At 39.4% G+C, this 17,885-nt stretch carries 18 protein-coding genes; 9 read left to right on the top strand and 9 right to left on the bottom strand.

The window, feature by feature from the left end; all coding sequences use genetic code 11:
• The 5 genes from BQ4305_RS11955 to BQ4305_RS11935 all read right to left on the bottom strand — a co-directional run.
• A partial coding sequence (locus tag BQ4305_RS11955) for an IS1182 family transposase (RefSeq protein ID WP_110928030.1) occupies positions 1 to 1,351 on the bottom strand: 1,351 nt, incomplete at its 3' end.
• Between the two features lie 186 nt (positions 1,352 to 1,537).
• Complete coding sequence (locus tag BQ4305_RS11950; protein ID WP_110927991.1) at positions 1,538 to 2,215, bottom strand: ABC transporter permease; 678 nt, start codon at positions 2,213 to 2,215, stop codon at positions 1,538 to 1,540.
• 14 nt (positions 2,216 to 2,229) lie between these two features.
• Positions 2,230 to 3,144, bottom strand: coding sequence for an osmoprotectant ABC transporter substrate-binding protein (locus tag BQ4305_RS11945; protein ID WP_110927990.1), 915 nt, complete (start codon positions 3,142 to 3,144; stop codon positions 2,230 to 2,232).
• A 13-nt stretch (positions 3,145 to 3,157) separates the two neighbouring features.
• Positions 3,158 to 3,811, bottom strand: a complete 654-nt coding sequence (locus tag BQ4305_RS11940; protein WP_110927989.1) for an ABC transporter permease — start codon at positions 3,809 to 3,811, stop codon at positions 3,158 to 3,160.
• A gap of 2 nt (positions 3,812 to 3,813) precedes the next feature.
• Positions 3,814 to 4,974, bottom strand: a complete 1,161-nt coding sequence (locus BQ4305_RS11935) for a betaine/proline/choline family ABC transporter ATP-binding protein (protein ID WP_110927988.1) — start codon at positions 4,972 to 4,974, stop codon at positions 3,814 to 3,816.
• A gap of 627 nt (positions 4,975 to 5,601) precedes the next feature.
• Between BQ4305_RS11935 and BQ4305_RS11930 the strand changes: the two genes are divergently transcribed.
• On the top strand, positions 5,602 to 6,129 hold the full coding sequence (locus BQ4305_RS11930) for a hypothetical protein (protein WP_110927987.1): 528 nt from the start codon (positions 5,602 to 5,604) through the stop codon (positions 6,127 to 6,129).
• A 161-nt stretch (positions 6,130 to 6,290) separates the two neighbouring features.
• Here the strand turns inward: BQ4305_RS11930 and BQ4305_RS11925 are convergent, their stop codons facing one another.
• The 3 genes from BQ4305_RS11925 to BQ4305_RS11915 all read right to left on the bottom strand — a co-directional run bounded on the left by BQ4305_RS11925 (position 6,291) and on the right by BQ4305_RS11915 (position 7,834).
• On the bottom strand, positions 6,291 to 6,617 hold the full coding sequence (locus BQ4305_RS11925; RefSeq protein WP_199880660.1) for a helix-turn-helix domain-containing protein: 327 nt from the start codon (positions 6,615 to 6,617) through the stop codon (positions 6,291 to 6,293).
• 70 nt (positions 6,618 to 6,687) lie between these two features.
• Positions 6,688 to 7,155, bottom strand: coding sequence for a GNAT family N-acetyltransferase (locus BQ4305_RS11920; protein WP_110927985.1), 468 nt, complete (start codon positions 7,153 to 7,155; stop codon positions 6,688 to 6,690).
• A gap of 118 nt (positions 7,156 to 7,273) precedes the next feature.
• Positions 7,274 to 7,834, bottom strand: a complete 561-nt coding sequence (locus BQ4305_RS11915; RefSeq protein WP_110927984.1) for a histidine phosphatase family protein — start codon at positions 7,832 to 7,834, stop codon at positions 7,274 to 7,276.
• 198 nt (positions 7,835 to 8,032) lie between these two features.
• Between BQ4305_RS11915 and BQ4305_RS11910 the strand changes: the two genes are divergently transcribed.
• The 4 genes from BQ4305_RS11910 to BQ4305_RS11895 all read left to right on the top strand — a co-directional run bounded on the left by BQ4305_RS11910 (position 8,033) and on the right by BQ4305_RS11895 (position 13,250).
• Positions 8,033 to 9,583 (top strand): glycosyltransferase, encoded by a 1,551-nt coding sequence (locus BQ4305_RS11910; protein ID WP_110927983.1) that lies wholly within the window; start codon positions 8,033 to 8,035, stop codon positions 9,581 to 9,583.
• A 183-nt stretch (positions 9,584 to 9,766) separates the two neighbouring features.
• A complete protein-coding gene (locus BQ4305_RS11905; protein ID WP_110927982.1) occupies positions 9,767 to 11,224 on the top strand; it encodes a glycosyltransferase family 4 protein in 1,458 nt (485 codons plus the stop codon).
• An 85-nt stretch (positions 11,225 to 11,309) separates the two neighbouring features.
• A complete protein-coding gene (locus BQ4305_RS11900) occupies positions 11,310 to 12,446 on the top strand; it encodes a glycosyltransferase family 2 protein (protein ID WP_110927981.1) in 1,137 nt (378 codons plus the stop codon).
• Between the two features lie 21 nt (positions 12,447 to 12,467).
• Positions 12,468 to 13,250 (top strand): glycosyltransferase family 2 protein, encoded by a 783-nt coding sequence (locus tag BQ4305_RS11895; protein ID WP_110927980.1) that lies wholly within the window; start codon positions 12,468 to 12,470, stop codon positions 13,248 to 13,250.
• A gap of 65 nt (positions 13,251 to 13,315) precedes the next feature.
• Here BQ4305_RS11895 and BQ4305_RS11890 read toward each other — a convergent pair whose 3' ends face one another.
• Entirely contained in the window at positions 13,316 to 14,029 is a 714-nt protein-coding gene (locus BQ4305_RS11890) for a GT-D fold domain-containing glycosyltransferase (RefSeq protein ID WP_110927979.1), read from the bottom strand.
• A 215-nt stretch (positions 14,030 to 14,244) separates the two neighbouring features.
• On the opposite strand from BQ4305_RS11890, the gene BQ4305_RS11885 reads away from it, so the two are divergent.
• The 4 genes from BQ4305_RS11885 to BQ4305_RS11870 are packed head-to-tail and all read left to right on the top strand — an operon-like array spanning position 14,245 to position 17,872.
• Positions 14,245 to 14,928 (top strand): glycosyltransferase, encoded by a 684-nt coding sequence (locus tag BQ4305_RS11885; RefSeq protein WP_110927978.1) that lies wholly within the window; start codon positions 14,245 to 14,247, stop codon positions 14,926 to 14,928.
• 13 nt (positions 14,929 to 14,941) lie between these two features.
• Positions 14,942 to 16,033: a non-hydrolyzing UDP-N-acetylglucosamine 2-epimerase gene (gene wecB, locus BQ4305_RS11880; RefSeq protein WP_110927977.1), complete on the top strand. Its 1,092-nt coding sequence runs from the start codon at positions 14,942 to 14,944 to the stop codon at positions 16,031 to 16,033.
• On the top strand, positions 16,026 to 17,015 hold the full coding sequence (locus BQ4305_RS11875) for a polysaccharide biosynthesis protein (RefSeq protein ID WP_110927976.1): 990 nt from the start codon (positions 16,026 to 16,028) through the stop codon (positions 17,013 to 17,015). The genes wecB and BQ4305_RS11875 overlap by 8 nt, the downstream gene beginning before the upstream one ends.
• Positions 17,012 to 17,872, top strand: a complete 861-nt coding sequence (locus tag BQ4305_RS11870) for a dTDP-4-dehydrorhamnose reductase family protein (RefSeq protein WP_110927975.1) — start codon at positions 17,012 to 17,014, stop codon at positions 17,870 to 17,872. The genes BQ4305_RS11875 and BQ4305_RS11870 overlap by 4 nt, the downstream gene beginning before the upstream one ends.
• Positions 17,873 to 17,885: the final 13 nt, after the last annotated feature.

Below are 17,885 nucleotides of genomic sequence, written 5' to 3'. Positions count from 1 at the left end.
TTTGAGGATTGACCCAAGTCCAATTTGCCATCTTCTTTAAATTCATGGCACCAAAAGTAAGCAACGCCTGCATGGACAATTTTTTTAGACCTCTTAACGTTGTCCAACGCATGCCATGCTTTTCTTTTGCATCCGCAAAGACTCGCTCAATGGTTTCTTTACGTTTGGCATAGATATCTTTTATGGTTTGATGGTGTCGGAGATGATCTGCTTCTTCTACGTACCCTTCCCATATGTGTCTCTGAATGAGCTTTTGGTGGTTCTTACTTTGGGTACAATTCATGATCACTGGACAATCTTTACATATTTTAGGATCAGACTTATACTGACGATACCCCTCCTTAGTAGTCGTTGAGTAGTTCAACACATTGCCCTGCGGGCATAAATAGCAATCATGGTACTCATCGTAAACATAGTCATGTTTCCGAAAATATCCCTCTTTTGTACGCGGACGTGTATAAGGTAAAACGGGCGTGATGTCATTTTCTATTAGATAATTTGTAATTACTGGTGTCTTATAGGCTGCATCAGCAGCAACAGCTTCAGGCTTCCCAACTTCTTCCATTACTTTCTCAACCAAAGGCTCAAGTATCTGACTATCATGCGTATTACCAGGAGTTACGATGGTCCCTAATACAAATCCATTCCTATCTGAAGCAGCGTGAAAAGAATAAGCAAACTGCTTCGTTCTTTCATCTTTTACATAATATCCACTCTCAGGATCCGTCGTACTTTCTTTGATTTCTTTCGTTTCATTTTTTTCGAATTTATCTGGAGGGAAGGGATTCTTATCATGGTCCTCTCGGTCCTGATTGATTTCTTTTTGAAGACGTTGTTCATATGCTTTTGTTTCTTTACGGACAACTTTCTTTTGAAACTTTCGTTTATTCGCACTAGCTTTAACGTGTGTAGAGTCAATAAAAATATGTTCGGCACTGATTAACTTCTTCTTAGCAGCTTCGCTTATAATATGATAGAAAATCTGTTCAAACAAATCCGTATCTTTGAATCTGCGTTCGTAGTTTTTACCGAAGGTAGAAAAATGGGGGATTTTATCATGAAATCCGAATCCTAAAAACCATCGATAAGCCATATTGGTCTGGATTTCTTCAATCGTTTTGCGCATGGAGCGGATACCAAATATGTACTGAATAAATGTCATTTTAATAAGAATTACCGGGTCAATACTTGGACGACCTACATCTGAATACATATCCTCTACTAACGAATAAATAAATGAAAAATCGATCGCTTTTTCTAGTTTGCGAACCAAATGGTTCGCAGGAACAAGTTCATCCAGCGCAATCATTTCAATTTGATTTCTTTGAGTAGAAGAATATTTGGAAAGCATATTGGTCACCTCAAGTAAATTTGTTACCTCCATTTTAAAATAAAAAAGGCTGTAGATAAACTCGATTTTCACGAGTTTGTCTACAGCCTGAAACAAATTTCCTCAAAAGGAAATTTGTTTTTTGCATATACTGCATGGATTTTTGTTTCAGAACGCTTTTTTGGAAGATTTTATCGGTATCTTAATTCACAGTTTTCCTCCGGCGATAACAAGCTTTTTCTTGTTTTTTACAGGGGACAATATACGCTCCATCCACCCTAACAGAAGATCAGCTATTACAGCCATCAGTGCGGTTGGAATCGCTCCTGCCAAAATAATAGCCGTACCATTCGTGGCATTCGTTCCGCGGACGATAATGTCCCCAAGTCCTCCGGCTCCGACGAATGTGCCGACTGCCGTAACACCGATCGACACTACGAGCGCGGTCCGAAGGCCAGCCATAATAACAGATAAGGAAAGAGGGAGCTCTACCATGCGAAGAAGCTGAAATTTAGTCATTCCCATGGCCTTTCCTGACTCCAGATAAGTCTGTTCAATACTGGTCAATCCTACGTATGTGTTTCTGAGGATCGGCAGCAAAGAATATAAAAATAAGGATACAATTACCGTCGTGCTTCCAAGTCCCATAACCAGCATTAATATAGCCAGCATCGCTAATGCGGGGGTCGTCTGAATAACATTGGCAATAGAGAAAACCCATTTGCTCATGTTTTTATACTTCGCAATTACAATGCCTGCCGGGATAGCAAATATGGCTGCAAACAGAACGCCATAAGCGGACATTAAAAAATGGCGATAAAATTCCGTTAGTACATAGAGCCAGTTTTGCGAATAATAAGTTGCCAGTTGCTGCAGTGTTTCCATATCTTCACCTGCTTTTATTCAAAATAGTTGTTTTCTTCAAGAAATTCTTTAGCTACTGTAGAAGGTTCTTTTAAATGACCGTCCACTTCATAATTCAATTCCTGCATCTTATCCGTTGTAATCGTACCGACTAATTTTTGAAGCTGATCATCAATTTCCGGGTACTTCTTCAAAAGGTCACCAACAGCTACCGGCGAACAATCGTATGGCGGGAAATACTTTTTATCGTCTTCCAAAAGAAATAAGTTATTGGCTTTAATCCTGCCGTCCGAAGAGTAAGCAAGCACAATGTCCATCTGGCCGTTCTTTACTGCATCATAAACAAGGCCGATTTGCATGGGATAGGTTTTCCCAAACTCCATATTATAGGTTTTGGTAAAACCTTGATAGCCGTCTCCTTTTCTTTTAAGCCATGCATTGTCCACTCCCAGACTTAATTCTTTAGAATCACTGGCTAAATCAGAAATCGTTTTATAACCTTTTTCTTCTGCTAATTCTTTTGTAATGGTAAAAGCATACGTATTATCAAAGCCATAAGAATCATAAAACTTATAGCCATACTGCTTTTTAAATTCTTTCTGGACAATTTCCATTGCCTTCTCAGGGTTTTTTTCAGTCTCCTGTTTCAGAACACTTGTTAAATCCGTACCTGTATACCTTGTTGCTGCAATGTCGACATCTCCATTTTCCATTGCTTTCTGCTGGACAAAGTTTGAACCCAGATTCTTAACGATCGCTGTGTCCAGATTTGTATTCCTCTCAATCAGCATAGAAATGACATTAGCCAAGATTTCCGATTCTGTCATGCTCTGTGCCCCTATTTTAATCGTTGAGTCAGATGTAGCGGCTAATCCAGGCAGCGAACATCCTCCCATTAACATCATGACAGCCAACATGGCCGCCACGACTGATGTTTTTATCTTTCTCATTCCATAATCCCCCTTACGCTGCTTCCTTCGTGTCTTTTAAACCTTTCGGGACTACTTTCCCTTCCAAAAGAGACAGTAAATAATCAATCAAAATGGCAAGAATGATGACGGGTATTGCTCCGGCAATGATATACTCCGGCTGATATAGATTGAGACCGATGAAAATATAATCGCCAAGCCCTCCCCCGCCAATGAAAGCAGCTAATGTTGCCCAGCCAATTAAATAGACGGAAGCAGTTCTGATACCAGCCATAATCACTGGGAGGGCGATGGGCAATTCAACAAGACGAATTCGTTCCCATGCGGTCATTCCTATTCCCTTTCCGGATTCCAGCAGGTTTTTATTGACTCCGTTGATCCCTGTATACGTATTCCTCAATATGGGGAGTACAGAATAAAAAAACAGGGCAATAATAGCAGGTGTCTTGCCGACGCCGAGAAAAGGAATAAAAAAGGCAAGCACAGCTAAACTGGGAAGTGTCTGCATGATATTAACAATGCCAACAATAACGCCTGCCCCTTTTTTCATTTTGGTTAATAAAATCCCTAACGGAACAGCTACCAGCGTCCCCAGAAGGACTGCGATTAAAGAAATATAGAGATGCTCCCACGTTTTATCAAGCATTTCCAGCCAATTTGAGCTTAGAAAATCAATGAAAGAATTCATATTTACGCCTCCCGTACGGCGTAGATGTTCGTTTCTTTCTCAGCTTCTTCTTCGCCCCAAATGCTGTCATAGACTATATCAACAAGATTAGTCCGTGTTACAATGCCGACCAAACGGGTTTCTTGGTCAACAACAGGCACATATTTATATCCTCTTTTCAGTATTTTCTGTACTGCATCTCTAATAAGGGTGTCCTGCCTTACATAATAAACATCCGTCTTAAGGGTTTCTCCAACCGTCACATTCTTTTTACGGTATTCGTTAATGATTTCTAAGTCTATGAAGCCCTGAAGCACATTATCTTTATCAACGACGAGAAGGCTGTCAACCCTTTTTTCACGCATTAGAGAAATCGCCGAGCTTAACGGTTTATCCGTTGTAATGGAAACCGGTGTCCGACTCATAACCTGTTCTACTAGCTCGACATTTGGTCTCGTTTGTAAACGGTCTTTACCGATAAATTCTTCCACAAACTCATTTGCAGGACTGCGAAGGATTTCATCGGGAGTCCCTACTTGAACGATTTCTCCAGCGCGCAAAATAACAATTCTGTCTGCAAGCTTAATCGCTTCATCCATATCATGTGTAACAAAAACAATCGTCTTATCAAGAGTACGCTGCAGATTTTTGAATTCTTCCTGTAAGGAATCACGGGTAATTGGATCCAGAGCTCCGAATGGTTCATCCATTAAAATGAGAGGCGGATTAGAAGCAAGAGCCCTGAGCACGCCTATTCTTTGCTGTTGACCTCCGCTTAGCTGATGAGGATAAAGGTCTAAATATTCTTCCCCCATATCCACTAATTTTAGGAGTTCTTTTGCCCGTGCCGTTTTTTCTGATTCCTTCCATTTCAAGAGCTTTGGTACGAGGGTAATATTTTCAAGGATGGTCATATGAGGAAACAGGCCGATTTGCTGGATTACATATCCAATATTTCTTCTTAATTCAACTGGATCCTTAGTCAGAATGTTTTCTCCATTTAGATAAATTGCACCTTCAGAAGGCTCAATTAACCGGTTAATCATTTTCATTGTCGTTGTTTTTCCGCATCCGCTTGGACCGATAAAACAGATAAATTCACCTTTTTTTATCTCTAATGAGATATTCTTGACTGCTTTCTTGCCTCCTTTATAGGTTTTTGCTACATTTTCAATCTTTAACATAGAAGCACCTCCATAATTAGCCCGATTCCTGTTCGTTTATTTCAAACAGAAAAAGTGCTGTTTAACTAATACCCTGCAGTTGGCACCGTTAAACATAAAATTTGTTTTTTTTCAAAATTACGACTAATTCCCCGGGTTGGATTCATTATATTAACTCATTCTCCTGTAAAGTGCGATTTGGTTTCTCCAGTTTTCTTGACTTTCAGCTCAATCGCTTCATGACGGGAAAAAGAGAGGAATTCTGCAAAAGAATTTTTTTATTAAATTCAGCTAGTAGCCCTACCTATTGATAAAAGACTGAATAAGATATTTTAGTGGACGGGTGTAAGCATTATTGAAAGGATAGTTATTAAGATATGTAACAAAATTGAAAATTGTTATCTTCTTTTTCTCTGTTTAGGCTATTTTATCGGAAATAAGGCAATCCGCACTGCCTCATTTATTTCATAGGAAGGCTCATGAACAATAACTATATGGGAAAGCAATTTTCAGCTACTGCTGCATCACTTCATATAGGACAACATATGAAGACATAAAAAGTTCTCGCTCCCCTTTCAATTTTGCCGGAAGATCATCAGCAAAGATAACCAGTAACTGGGTTTCTAAAACTTTCAAGGAGGAAAAAGCATGAGAAGAAGACGCAGTGCAAGAGGCACAAGAAATTCTTTAATGGAGCAAAAAAAGAAGGTACTGGAACAGCAAATTACACAGATTTTAGAAAATGAAAAACAGGCAATTCCAGCAGATCAGCAATTCTTGATTCCTACAAATTTCACCCCTGAGGACCAGCTGGAGTGGATTTTAAGGGCCAAGCAATCCGGAGTATTCAGCGGAGTATTTACTTCCTCTCCTTTGAATTTATCCTCTCTGCCGGAGACATTCGATTCCAGATATCAAAAAATGAGAGCTTTGATCAAATTGTTTTTAAGAAACGAATTTGAAAGATTGCCGGAGGATGTGCGTGAATTAATTCCGGAGGGTTTAACCACAGCTGAAAAATTCGAATGGCTTCAGAATTTAAGACAGGGTGGAATTGGCGATATGCCTTCCTATTCTTCTTACAGTTCAAACGGAGGCCCAGGCACTGGCCCGAATACAGGCCCGGGAACAGCACCAGGAACAGGCCCGGGAACTGCGCCTTGGCTTGAAAGCTAAAAGAAACTGTGAAGTTATTCTTCATTAAAATAAAGAAAAAAAGCATCAATTGATGAGATCAACCCTCTAGTTATTGCAAACGCAGACCAGTGCTCTTTTTCTTTGATGCTATAAATAAAGGACCCACCATGTGCTGAACCCTAAAAGTTAGACCAAAATATTTATGCAGCTCGTTGACTGGTATAAAGACGGTATTCCACCGGGCTTATACCAGTCAATTTTGCGTTTATCCGTTCAACTTCTTCAAGGGAATCTCCTGTTCTTACCTTATAGTTTAGGACATCTAATTTAAATTGAACAGGATAATTCGTAATTGCTTTTTTAGGAGCCAAACCTTGTTTGCTAAATTGTTGGAACACACTGACCCATTTTCTTATATTGGTTTTACTTCGAATTCCAAATCTGATAGCTAAGGAAGCATATCCACCTTCACCTGCTAAATAAGCGTCAACTACTTTTTGCTTAAATCCTTCATCATATTTGACCACAAAAAACACCCCAAGAGTTAGAATTGTTCGTCTAATTTTTTGGGGGCACATCACCAGAGGTCCTTTCCTTTTAAAGTACTGTTCCTTTCATTCTCATGACTTTTCCACCTTGTTCAAGCCCCATTTCATGCATTCCATTTTTACGGTAAAAAATTAATGCATTTGTATTGGAGGGTGAAACACGAAGCTGATATTCAGTTACTCCATTTTTGCGAAAAAACTGGAGAGCATATTGGTGAAGTTCCTTGCCCATCCCGATTCCGCGTTTTTCTGGAATTAAATAATATAGATTTACATAACCTACGCTTCTTCCATTATCCTTTTTTATTGTAAGTTCAAGCTGACCAATGGGTATTTCATTTTCCATTACTAAGACAAAACCATCTGGAAATCGATTGGATTTTATTTTTATCCAATCGAGATACTCCTCTTCATTCCCAAAGTCCTTGTCTGAACCGAAACTGATGATAAAGGAGTCTCTGCGAAACTGAATCATAAATTTTTGATGTTTCGCAATATTCATAGGTTCAAAATACAAGGTCTTCTCTCCCTTTCTAAATCGTTCTGATAGCCGGTGATTTTCAGCCGTAATGCTTAACTTTTATGGTGTAAGATTGACTAATCAGTTGAACCTAAGTATTTTTCCGGTCTGCATTCTATAGGTCTGCCAAAGTCCATTGTTTGTTTTCGTTACAAATCAGGACTGTGACGCTGCAATTCTCATATACCTGATCCGATAAGGAAGAATCTATTCTTGTCAGAACAGCATTTAGCCAGGCACCGTGAGTAACAACTGCAATAGTATTGCCTGTATACTCTTTTTCTGCCCATTGAAGTGCTTCCCATCCTCTTTGCCGAACGGCAGATCCCTTTTCTCCGCCGCATTTTTCAATTATCGTATTCGAAAAACCTCCATATTTAGATTCCGCTTCAGATCTTAGTATTCCTTCAAGTGATCCGAAAGAACGTTCAGTCAGGCCTTCATATATAACAGATTCTCTATTGAGCTTACGGCTGATGATTTTTGCTGTTTGTCTCGCTCGATATAAAGGACTTGTCAGTACAATTTCGATTTTTCTCGTTGCTAATAGATCTGCAGTTCTTTTCGCCTGCTGGATCCCTTTTGCATTTAAGGGAACTTCTGATCTGCCTTGAATCCGTTTTTCCTTATTCCAATCTGTTTCTCCATGTCTCACTAGATAAAAGGTTGTATTCATGTGTTATTTCCCTCTCTTTTTAGAAACCAAGTCATACATGATATGCAGAAAAAGCCAAAACTGAATTCTTTTCCATCTCTGCACGTGCCGGCAATGTTACGACAATTAAATGGAAACAATATGTAAGAATTCCATATAAGTAATATGGATAGGATTTTTTATTCACCTATCATCATTAATAAAGGAGGAATGGGATGAATGAAAATCCTGCTTGCAAAATATAAGTCCTATCCGCGAATCGGCGGAGTCGCTACATATGTGAGCCAGCTTTCAAAGAAACTTTCTGCGTTTGGACATGAAGTGGACATTTTAGCCCATAATCCTCAAATGACGGAGATTTATACAGAGAAGAACCGCGTCAAAAAAAAAGAAATCAAGAGCAGGCTGGAACATAAATATCAAAAGATCTATCAAGAGAAATACCCGTACTTTACTCAATGGATGATTTGGAGAGAACTTGAGACCTATACATACCAGGAAGCGGCACGATCATTCAGCCTGGAGGAATATGATATTATCCATACACAGGATATGATTTCGACCAGAGCTTTTCAAAATATCAAGCCGGCCGGGATCCCCTTGATTTCCAGCTTTCATAATTGTAAAACTCGTGAGTGGTATACAAGCAGGCAAAATGAGTTGAAAACTGAGACAGAAATGCAGTATATCGCTTTAGAAGAATTATTTAGTGTACAGTCTGCAGACCGCCTTATTTTTCCTTGTAACTGGCTTTATCAAGAAATGAATCAACTTGGAGAAATTCATTCCAAGACATCCATCATCCCATATGGAATCGATCTATCCGAATTCGACAGATACTCCAAAAAAACCGTTCCAATTCCTGAAACAAATGAAAAACTTGTCATTTGTTATCCGGCACGTCTTGTTCCCATTAAAGGACATACTTACTTATTGAAAGCACTGCGTTCATTAAAAGAAATGGGGCATCATTTTATTTGCTGGATCATAGGAGATGGTATTTTAAAGAACCAGCTGATGAAGGAGGCAGATGAACTGGATTTAAGCAACGATATTGCTTTTTTAGGAGGAAGAAAAGATATTCCGTCATTGCTGGCTGCTTCTGATATTGTGGTGCATCCTTCGATTCATGATACTTTGCCTTTCTCCATTATCGAAGCCCAGCTTGCGGGCAAACCTGTCATTGCAACGGATGTTGGCGGCTGTCCGGATATGATTAAGCACGGGGTTACCGGTTATTTAGTAAAATCAAAAGAGAGTGAAGGGCTCATTAAATACCTGGATATCCTTTTATCTTCACCAGTCCGCAGAACAGAAATAGGCAGAGCAGCCCGTATCTTTGCGAAGAACGCTTGGTCTTTGGATTTAATGGTAAAAAAAACATTAGAAGTATATGAACAGTCCCTCTGCCATCGGCCTTCTTCTTCTCCCCTAACGAGCGGCACTGTCCTTGATCTGTCCTTCCTTGCCAGGCTTGAGGACGCGATTGAAACAACAGACAGAGGAAATGCGGGTTTTACAGATATTGAAGGAAAAATTACGAATCCTTTTGGAAAAGGAATTAAACTGGCTGCTGTTCATCTAATTGACCACTCCAATATTCTCCTTTTAAGTACAGAAACGGATGAATGCGGCAACTTTTTATTCAGCAATATTCCGCCAGGGAAATATTCTTTGCTTGCCTCCCGAAATAATCATTCTCCAGTCCATTCACAAAGTGTAATAGCGAGGGAGCATGCAAGTCAGCATATATTAATCGAATTTATGTAAATCTTACGCATTAAAAACTGCTGATCGCAATAATTCAGCAGTCTTTTTTATTGCTGACAGCTGACGCTATTAATATACCTAATTTGGATGCTTATCCAAGCAATTCGCAATCTTGTTCATAGGATAAGAGTAAATGGGTCGCTAACGCAACTTAATACGCATCTTGAAAGGATAGATGAATAAATGAAAATATTGTTTGCCTGCTATTTTCCTCTGCCCCATGTCGGAGGGCTGAACCATTATGTTGAGACACTCAAACATGAATTAGAAAAACGAGGACACACTGTCGATATTTTGGCCCATCGTCAAGGTATGGAGACCATTTATAAGAACAGCAATGAACTTCATCTGTTTGGCAGAACATTTGCAGGCAGTGAAATCGATAAATCAGTAAATAATGAAAAGGAAAACTCTACTATAAAAGATGAAATCGACTACCAAATCGGACACTATATATCAAGTAATTATTCGCATATTGAACCGGAAATTGGATGGAGAGAAATTGAACGTTATACATTTGAGCTGGCTGCCTCCTTACTCGACCTAGAAGGATATGATCTCATTCACACGCATGACATCTTATCGACACGGGCCCTTTCAAGAGTAAAGCCAAAACATACTCCATTGATTGCTACCATTCACGGGATCCTTGCTACGGAATATATAAATTCTGGAGAAATCACGAGCAAGGAATCCTACAGATGGATATATGCTGTGAGAGAAGAATATTACGGCCATATGTCAGCTGACGCAACAATCGTGCCGACCTTCTGGCAGCTTGAACAGCTGAGTACAATTTATGGTGTCTCCAAAGAAAAATTACATGTTATTCCATATGCCATTGAAGTTGCTCCTTTTCTGAAAAAGTACAGCTATGAACCCTATCCTCCTTTGAAGCAGGAAGAGATGGGAATCAACAGACAGATCATTATCTGTCCCGCACGGCTTGTCCCTGAAAAGAACCATAAAACGTTAATAGAAGCGTTAGCATTGGTTAAACAGCAAAGAGATGATTTTATATGCTGGATGGTCGGTGAAGGAAATTTAAAGAGCCAATTAGAAATACAGGCGGAGCGGGCCGGCATGCAGGAGCAAATATTATTTTTCGGCACCCGCTGGGATGTTCCCGCCCTTTTGCGCAAATCAGATATCGTTGTGCTATCCTCCATTCAGGACATGCATCCATTTACATTAATGGAAGCACAGATTGCAGGAAAACCTTGTATAGCCTCTAATGTGGGCGGAATTCCGGAGATGGTAAAGGATGAATACACCGGCTTAATTTTTGAATCCGAAAATAGTGCCGATCTTGCACAGAAACTCATCCGTCTCCTCGATGACGCCGTCCTTCGACAAACCTTAGGAACCAATGCAGAAGCCTATGCACGGCAAAAATACTCCTCGGATACGCTTTATACAAAAACAATGGAGATTTATGATAAAACAATGGATACAAAACAGAAGGAATTAAACGTTTCTAATTCAGCTGACTCAGAAACCAATGCTGAGATTTTTTCCTTCGATATTTATGATACAAAATTAAAACCTGAACAATGGATTGAGATTCTGGACAAATTGCCAGAGGGGTATTCGATGCCTGATATACTTTTAGATGGATTCGAACCCGATACTGAAAAATGATGCTATCCCGCCTTCATATGACAGGCAGCAGCACTCTTAAATAGACTATTCACTTCCTATATTTATTGACTGAAAGGAGAAAGAAATGAGTGACGTAACAGTCTTGATCCCTTTTTATAACTCCCGGTCCTTTTTACACAAAGCAGTTCAAAGTGTTTTTGATCAATCATATGCCAATTGGAAAATGATTTTAATAGATGATGCCTCTACAGATGGAACCCTCGAAACCATCCAGCCTTTCTTAATCGACGATCGTGTGACTTTAATTAAAAATGGGGAAAATCTAGGACAGTCCAAAAGCTTGAATAAAGGATTAGAAATCGTTGATACACCTTTTGTTGTACAGTTGGATAGTGATGACTGGTTTTTCCCGGACACATTGGAGGTATTAACAGGCGAAGCGTTAAAAATGCCAGATCAAGTCGCTTTAATCGGAGGAAACAGCCATATTGTCTATGAGGATTCGAATGGAAAACCAGCATGTACCATCTTTCAGAAAGGACGTTCCTATTCGGACAAGTATGACTTTCTTTTTGCTAATCAATCCATGCTCCCAAGATTTTATAGAACAGCTGCTTTAAAAGAAGTGGGCGGCTGGCAGACAGATGACCCTTTTGAAGGGCGAGTTTTAGAAGACAGAGCCATGCAGCTTAAGCTTATTGAAAAGTACGATTTCCATTCCGTTAATCATCTCGCATACAACTACCGCCGGCATACCGGCAATCAAACCAACCAAATTTCCAATTATGTGAAAGCAGTAGACTGGTTTGTGCGGGACGCTTTAATAAGATGGGGAGATGAATATGAACCGATCTTTATGACTTTTGCACAAGGCTGGATAAAGGTCGTTCTTCTTAACCCTAAAAAACCGGGTTTGGAGCCATTGCGCGCAAAAGATATTATTGATCAGCATCAGATGAAAGCCGAACCAAAAACATTGTTTTCCCTCATTGAAGAAAAAAGAAAATTAAACAAAGCTGATTTGCAGACCCCTTTAATGCCTTCTCCTAAAAAACTCGTTTCACTAATTGAAGAAAAACAGCTGCTTCAATATACAGAAAAAAAGAATGTAACAGCAAGCTCTCAATCTATTCAAACACCAGGTAATCAGGAAAGCAGACAAAACGAAAAAGCCAAGAAAAATACTGATTTGCTGAAAAGACTTAATTTAAAAGCCAAAGGCATCAAAGAAGCGAATTTTGGAACTGACCTAAACAAATAACGAAAGCAGGTGATTTTTCATATGGAATATACCATCGTTATTCCTGTTTATAATAAAGAAGAATATGTATACAGGGCTGTTCAAAGCGCTTTGAACCAGACCCTCCCCCCTGCTTCCATCCTGATTATTGATGATTGTTCTACTGACAGCTCAATGATGCAGCTTGAGCCTTTTTTGGGCGATCCGCGCCTAAAGATTATTCAATTTAAAAAAAATGCAGGCATCTCTAAAGTGCTAAATAAAGCCTTAGATACTATTACGACGCCTTATTTTATCCAATTGGACGGCGATGACTGGTTAGAGCCTCAAGCAGGAGAAAAGCTGATTACCGCACTTCATCATAATCCTTCTGCTGCTTTCGCTTTCGGAAATCATACATTATGGACATACAATGACCAATATGAGCTTGTGCTTATGAGAAATATGATTCAGCCGCATTTTACAAACAAATATGATTTTTTACTAAAGCTTGGCTTTATGGTAAATCCGCGCTGCTACAGAGCAGAAAGCATTAAGGAAATCGGCGGATGGATAACGGATGATCCATGGGAAGGACGGTACTTGGAGGATGCGAGAATGATTATCCGCTTAGCCGGTAAGTTTTCTTGGATCCATATACCTGAGCTGCTTCATAATGTTTATTATGACCCTATAAAAGGCAAGAAGAAATTCCCGATTTATAATGAAGTCAGAAAGAGCTTTTATGAAGACATCCTGATAAGCTGGGGAGATCTTTATACACCTATATGGAATGTGAACTCAGCACAAGTGGTTTATTTAGAAAAATTAGTTCCCAAAAAATGAAAAAGATATAAATGGCTGTTCGCTTTGCCTGACAGCCATTTATACCTTTCCTAAAATAAGAAGGTTCAGTTTGCCCTTCCCTTTATCAAAATATTTGATGCCTTGCCAAAATCCACCGCTACCTTTCCCGATAATTCAGTCGTTTTTTGCGCAAGAACAACAGCATTCACTCCGCAGCATATTAACGCAATATCAAACTTATCCTTATTATCTATAATTTTTCGGAAAGTCTCGGTCATCTGGCCATAGTATGAAAAAGGAATTGTAAGCGTTACATCCAAATTATAGGGTTCTTTGATCAAAATATTTTTTAATTGCTCAGCAAACTGATAAATAATCAGTACTCTTTTTCCCTTTAAACCATCCCAAAATTCCGGATTTTTTGCCAGTTCTCTATTAAGGCAGGCGTGGCAGGTATATTTGGGCCGGATATTATGATAGTTGAATATTTGGTCCGTAAGCGGCCGCTTCAAGTATGAAGGTGCCATAATTGTCGTGTCATTAGGCGGCAGAACTCCTACCACACTTGCGTTTTGAACGGCTTCAATCATTAATTTTTTTAATGAAGCATTGGGAAGCCTGACCCCTTTTTGTCCATTGTTTGCTTTTATAGCCCAAGGCTCTTTCAGAATATCCGGTATGCTCATGATACTTTCTTGAGCTAAGACTAAATTTTCTCCATCTCCTATTCTCACTAAAGAAAAGGGTTTTTGTTCCTGAAGGGCCGTTTGAATCAGGTCAATTACCTCATTCATCTCCAGGTACACGCTATTAGACATCCATCCCCACTCCCCGAGCATTAGTTAATAAGACTTTTATACAATATGATGACACCTTTCAAAACTCTTGTATTTTTAACCATTTTATTTTTAATAAATGCCATGCTTTCACTTTATACAATTTTTTTCTTTTAAAGAGAGGTAATTGTCCACTCCCTTTCTATCAATACACATACGATGAAAAGAAAGTGAACGTTTGGAAAGGAAGATTCTGAATGAGCAAAAGAAGAATTGTTGTAGAAATTAACTTTAATAATTACGGATTGGATCCGCAGAGACTGACAAAGGAATGGATTGAAAGGCGTCTTGCCCTCTTTCATAACTTCACTCTAAAAAGCCTGAAAAAACAAACAAACCAGGAGTTTTTAACAGTAGTGAAGCTGGCAGGCGGATGCAGTGATATTGTAGATCAGGCCTTAAAAAAATATGAACCGCTTCCAGAAAATATTAAATTTGGGACAAGTATTGAATCTCAAAGAAGGATTGAAGCTTATATTGAAGGTTATGACGAATTATATGTAGCGCGGCAAGACTCAGATGACTTATATCATAAATCCTTTGTCCAGCAGCTGCATGATTACAAGCATCAATTGACCACTCAGGTTCTCATTAACCAAGATGGATATATGTGGGATACCGAAGAGAACAGAATGGTGCCCATTCACTTCACTTCTCCGCAGTATTATACATTTATCTACAGTGTTGAAGATTATTTGGAAGGAAAAAGATATGTGCTTCCCGGCGGGCATGGGTATGCGATAAAACTTCCGCATGAAATTCTAAAGCCCCGCAATTATGTGAACATTGTCCATCCTTCTATTACCTCTAAGAAAAAAGTGCCAAGAGGAACAGGCTTTACACCTGAGGTTCAGAAAAAGATATTAGATTCATTTATGTAAAGGAGATGAATAAATGAAAGTCATGACAATAATTGGTACAAGGCCGGAGATTATCCGATTATCGTTAATCATCCGAAAACTGGATCTGCTCGCAGATCAGCATATTCTTGTGCATACCGGTCAAAATTACGATAAAAATTTAAATGATATTTTTTTTGAAGAGATGGAGATCAGGCAGCCGGACTATTCGATCCCATCAAGCTTTCATTCCTTAGGCAGCCAGCTTGGGAATATGTTTACGCAGGCTGAGAAGATTATCGAAACAGAAAAACCTGACCGCATTCTTGTTCTCGGTGATACAAACAGTGCCCTTTGTGCCATCTTGGCGGAAAGGATGGGAATCCCTGTATTTCATATGGAAGCGGGGAATCGGTGTTTTGATAACACGGTGCCGGAAGAAATCAATCGGAAAATCATTGATTCAATCGCTTCCTATAACCTCCCTTACACCGAAATCAGCCGAGACAATTTAATTCGAGAAGCCTATCCATCTCATCGGATTTGGGTTTCAGGAAATCCGATTTATGAAGTGATCCAATATTATAAAGAAAAAATTGATCAAAGCAATGTTCTGACCAACTTAAGCCTGCAGCCTGGCCATTACGTTTTAGTTACGGCCCATCGAGCGGAAAACGTCGATAATGAACAACGCTTGAGAAACATTGTAGAAGCACTAAAGGTGGCTGTTGAAAAGTATGCCATTCCGGTTGTTTTCAGCGTTCACCCACGGACAAAAGCCCGCCTTGAAAAATTTGGCCTTAACTCCAAAAACGAGCTGCTTAAGTTTTGTGAGCCATTTGGGTTTATGGATTTTATTCATTTACAGAAAAATGCCCGATGCGTCATTACGGACAGCGGGACCGTTCAGGAAGAAAGCTGTATATTGGGCATTCCATCGATCACGATCCGCAGAAGTACGGAAAGGCCGGAAACGGTCATGTGCGGAAGCAACGTTATCTCAGGCTTGGAAGCAAAACAGATTGCTGCCGGTATTGACTTAATGATGCAGGCCAACAATGACTGGGAAATCCCTAAAGGCTATAACGATGAAAATGTATCAAATAAAGTGATTAACTTTATTTTAGGAGGAGTATCAAATGTTTAAAGATAAAACCATTCTTATCACCGGGGGTACTGGATCATGGGGGCATGAGCTGACAAGAAAATTGCTGGTGTTTCAGCCAAAAGAAATTCGGATTTTTTCTCGTAATGAATATGCTCAAGTACGTATGAAAAGAACGTTTAATAACCACCCCTCTTTAAAATTCGTCATTGGGGATGTCAGAGATTTCGAAGCGATAAATGAAGCTTGTAAACAGGTTGATTATGTATTCCATCTTGCTGCACTGAAGCATGTTCCCATATGTGAAGAGTATCCGCAGGAAGCCTTGAAGACGAATGTAACCGGCACGGAAAATATTATTAAAGCAAGTATCATGCAAAAAGTTAAAAAAGTGATTGATGTTTCCAGTGATAAAGCTGTCGATCCAGTGAATCTATACGGCATGTCGAAAGCTGTAGGAGAAAAATTAATGATTCGGGCCAATCAGCTCAGTGAAGATACACGTTTTGTCTGTATCAGAGGCGGTAACGTACTGGGAACAAACGGCAGTGTAGTTCCACTATTCAAAAAACAAATTTTAGACAGCGGAAGTGTTTCAATCACAGACAGCAGCATGACTCGTTTCTTTCTGACTGTTTCTGAAGCAATCGATCTATTACTGCAGGCATCTGCTGCTGCCGTCGGAGGAGAAACATTTGTTATGAAGATGAAAGCATGCCGGATAACAGATCTTGCTGATGCACTTGGAGACTATTTATTAAAAAAACCGATTAAGCATAAAGAAATCGGAATACGGCCGGGTGAAAAATTACACGAAGTACTCGTTTCACATGCAGAATCTCCTTATACCCACCAATTCAACGACCAATACTATGTAATTCTCCCGTCTCATGCCCCTTCTCACCTATACAGCCATTATACAAGCATGCCAAAGGTATCCTTCAATAAGTACGAATCAGATGGCGATCTTATGAGTCATGAAGATATTATTGATCTTTTGAAAAAAGGCGGAATGTTGGATTGAAAGTTCTCATCATTGGCGGTAATGGCATGGCCGGCCATATGATTAAAGACTATCTCTCGCTTATACCTTCTATTGACATTTATTATACAGTACGTGGGAAAACACAAGAAAAAAATGGTTTTACACTGGATATCTTAAACCCTCATCACTTTGAGTCCTTAGTACAGCTGCTCAAGCCTGATGCCGTAATAAATGCGGCCGGACTTCTAAACACTAACGCTGAAAAAAAGCTGCAGGAAGCCATTTATGTGAACAGCCTTTTCCCTCATCTTTTAACTACGCTCGGGAAGAAATATCATTTCCGTACCATTCATATTAGTACGGATTGTGTTTTCTCTGGCAAGAAAGGCGATTATTTAGAATCAGATGAGAGAGACGGGACAACCGTTTATGCTAAAACAAAAAGCCTTGGAGAAATCGTTGATCAGGATAATGTAACCATTCGCACTTCAATCATCGGACCAGAAACAAAAAAAGAAGGAATCGGCTTACTTCATTGGTTTCTTAACCAAAAAGGGACAATAAAAGGTTACCGTCATGTATATTGGAATGGTGTCACCACTCTTGAATTAGCGAAAGCTGTTGTATGGATTCTGGAAAACGATATTCGGGGGCTCGTTCATCTCACCGGAAATAAAAAGATATCTAAATATCAGCTGCTTTGCCTGCTGAAAAGTCAATTTGATCGAGATTCTGTCATAATTGAACCAGATGACGTTTATCAATCTGATAAAAGCTTGATGAATACCCGCAGGGACTTCGCTTATCAAACACCCGAATACTCAAAAATGATACAAGAATTAAAAGAATGGATGGATCAAGGTAGCAGCACTCAATATTCATATTCACAATTGTAATCCTTGTCTGCCG

The organism is Bacillus massiliglaciei (assembly GCF_900098925.1).
GTDB classification, from domain to species: domain Bacteria; phylum Bacillota; class Bacilli; order Bacillales; family DSM-1321; genus Peribacillus; species Peribacillus massiliglaciei.
This window is presented reverse-complemented; position numbering and strand designations above follow the sequence as displayed.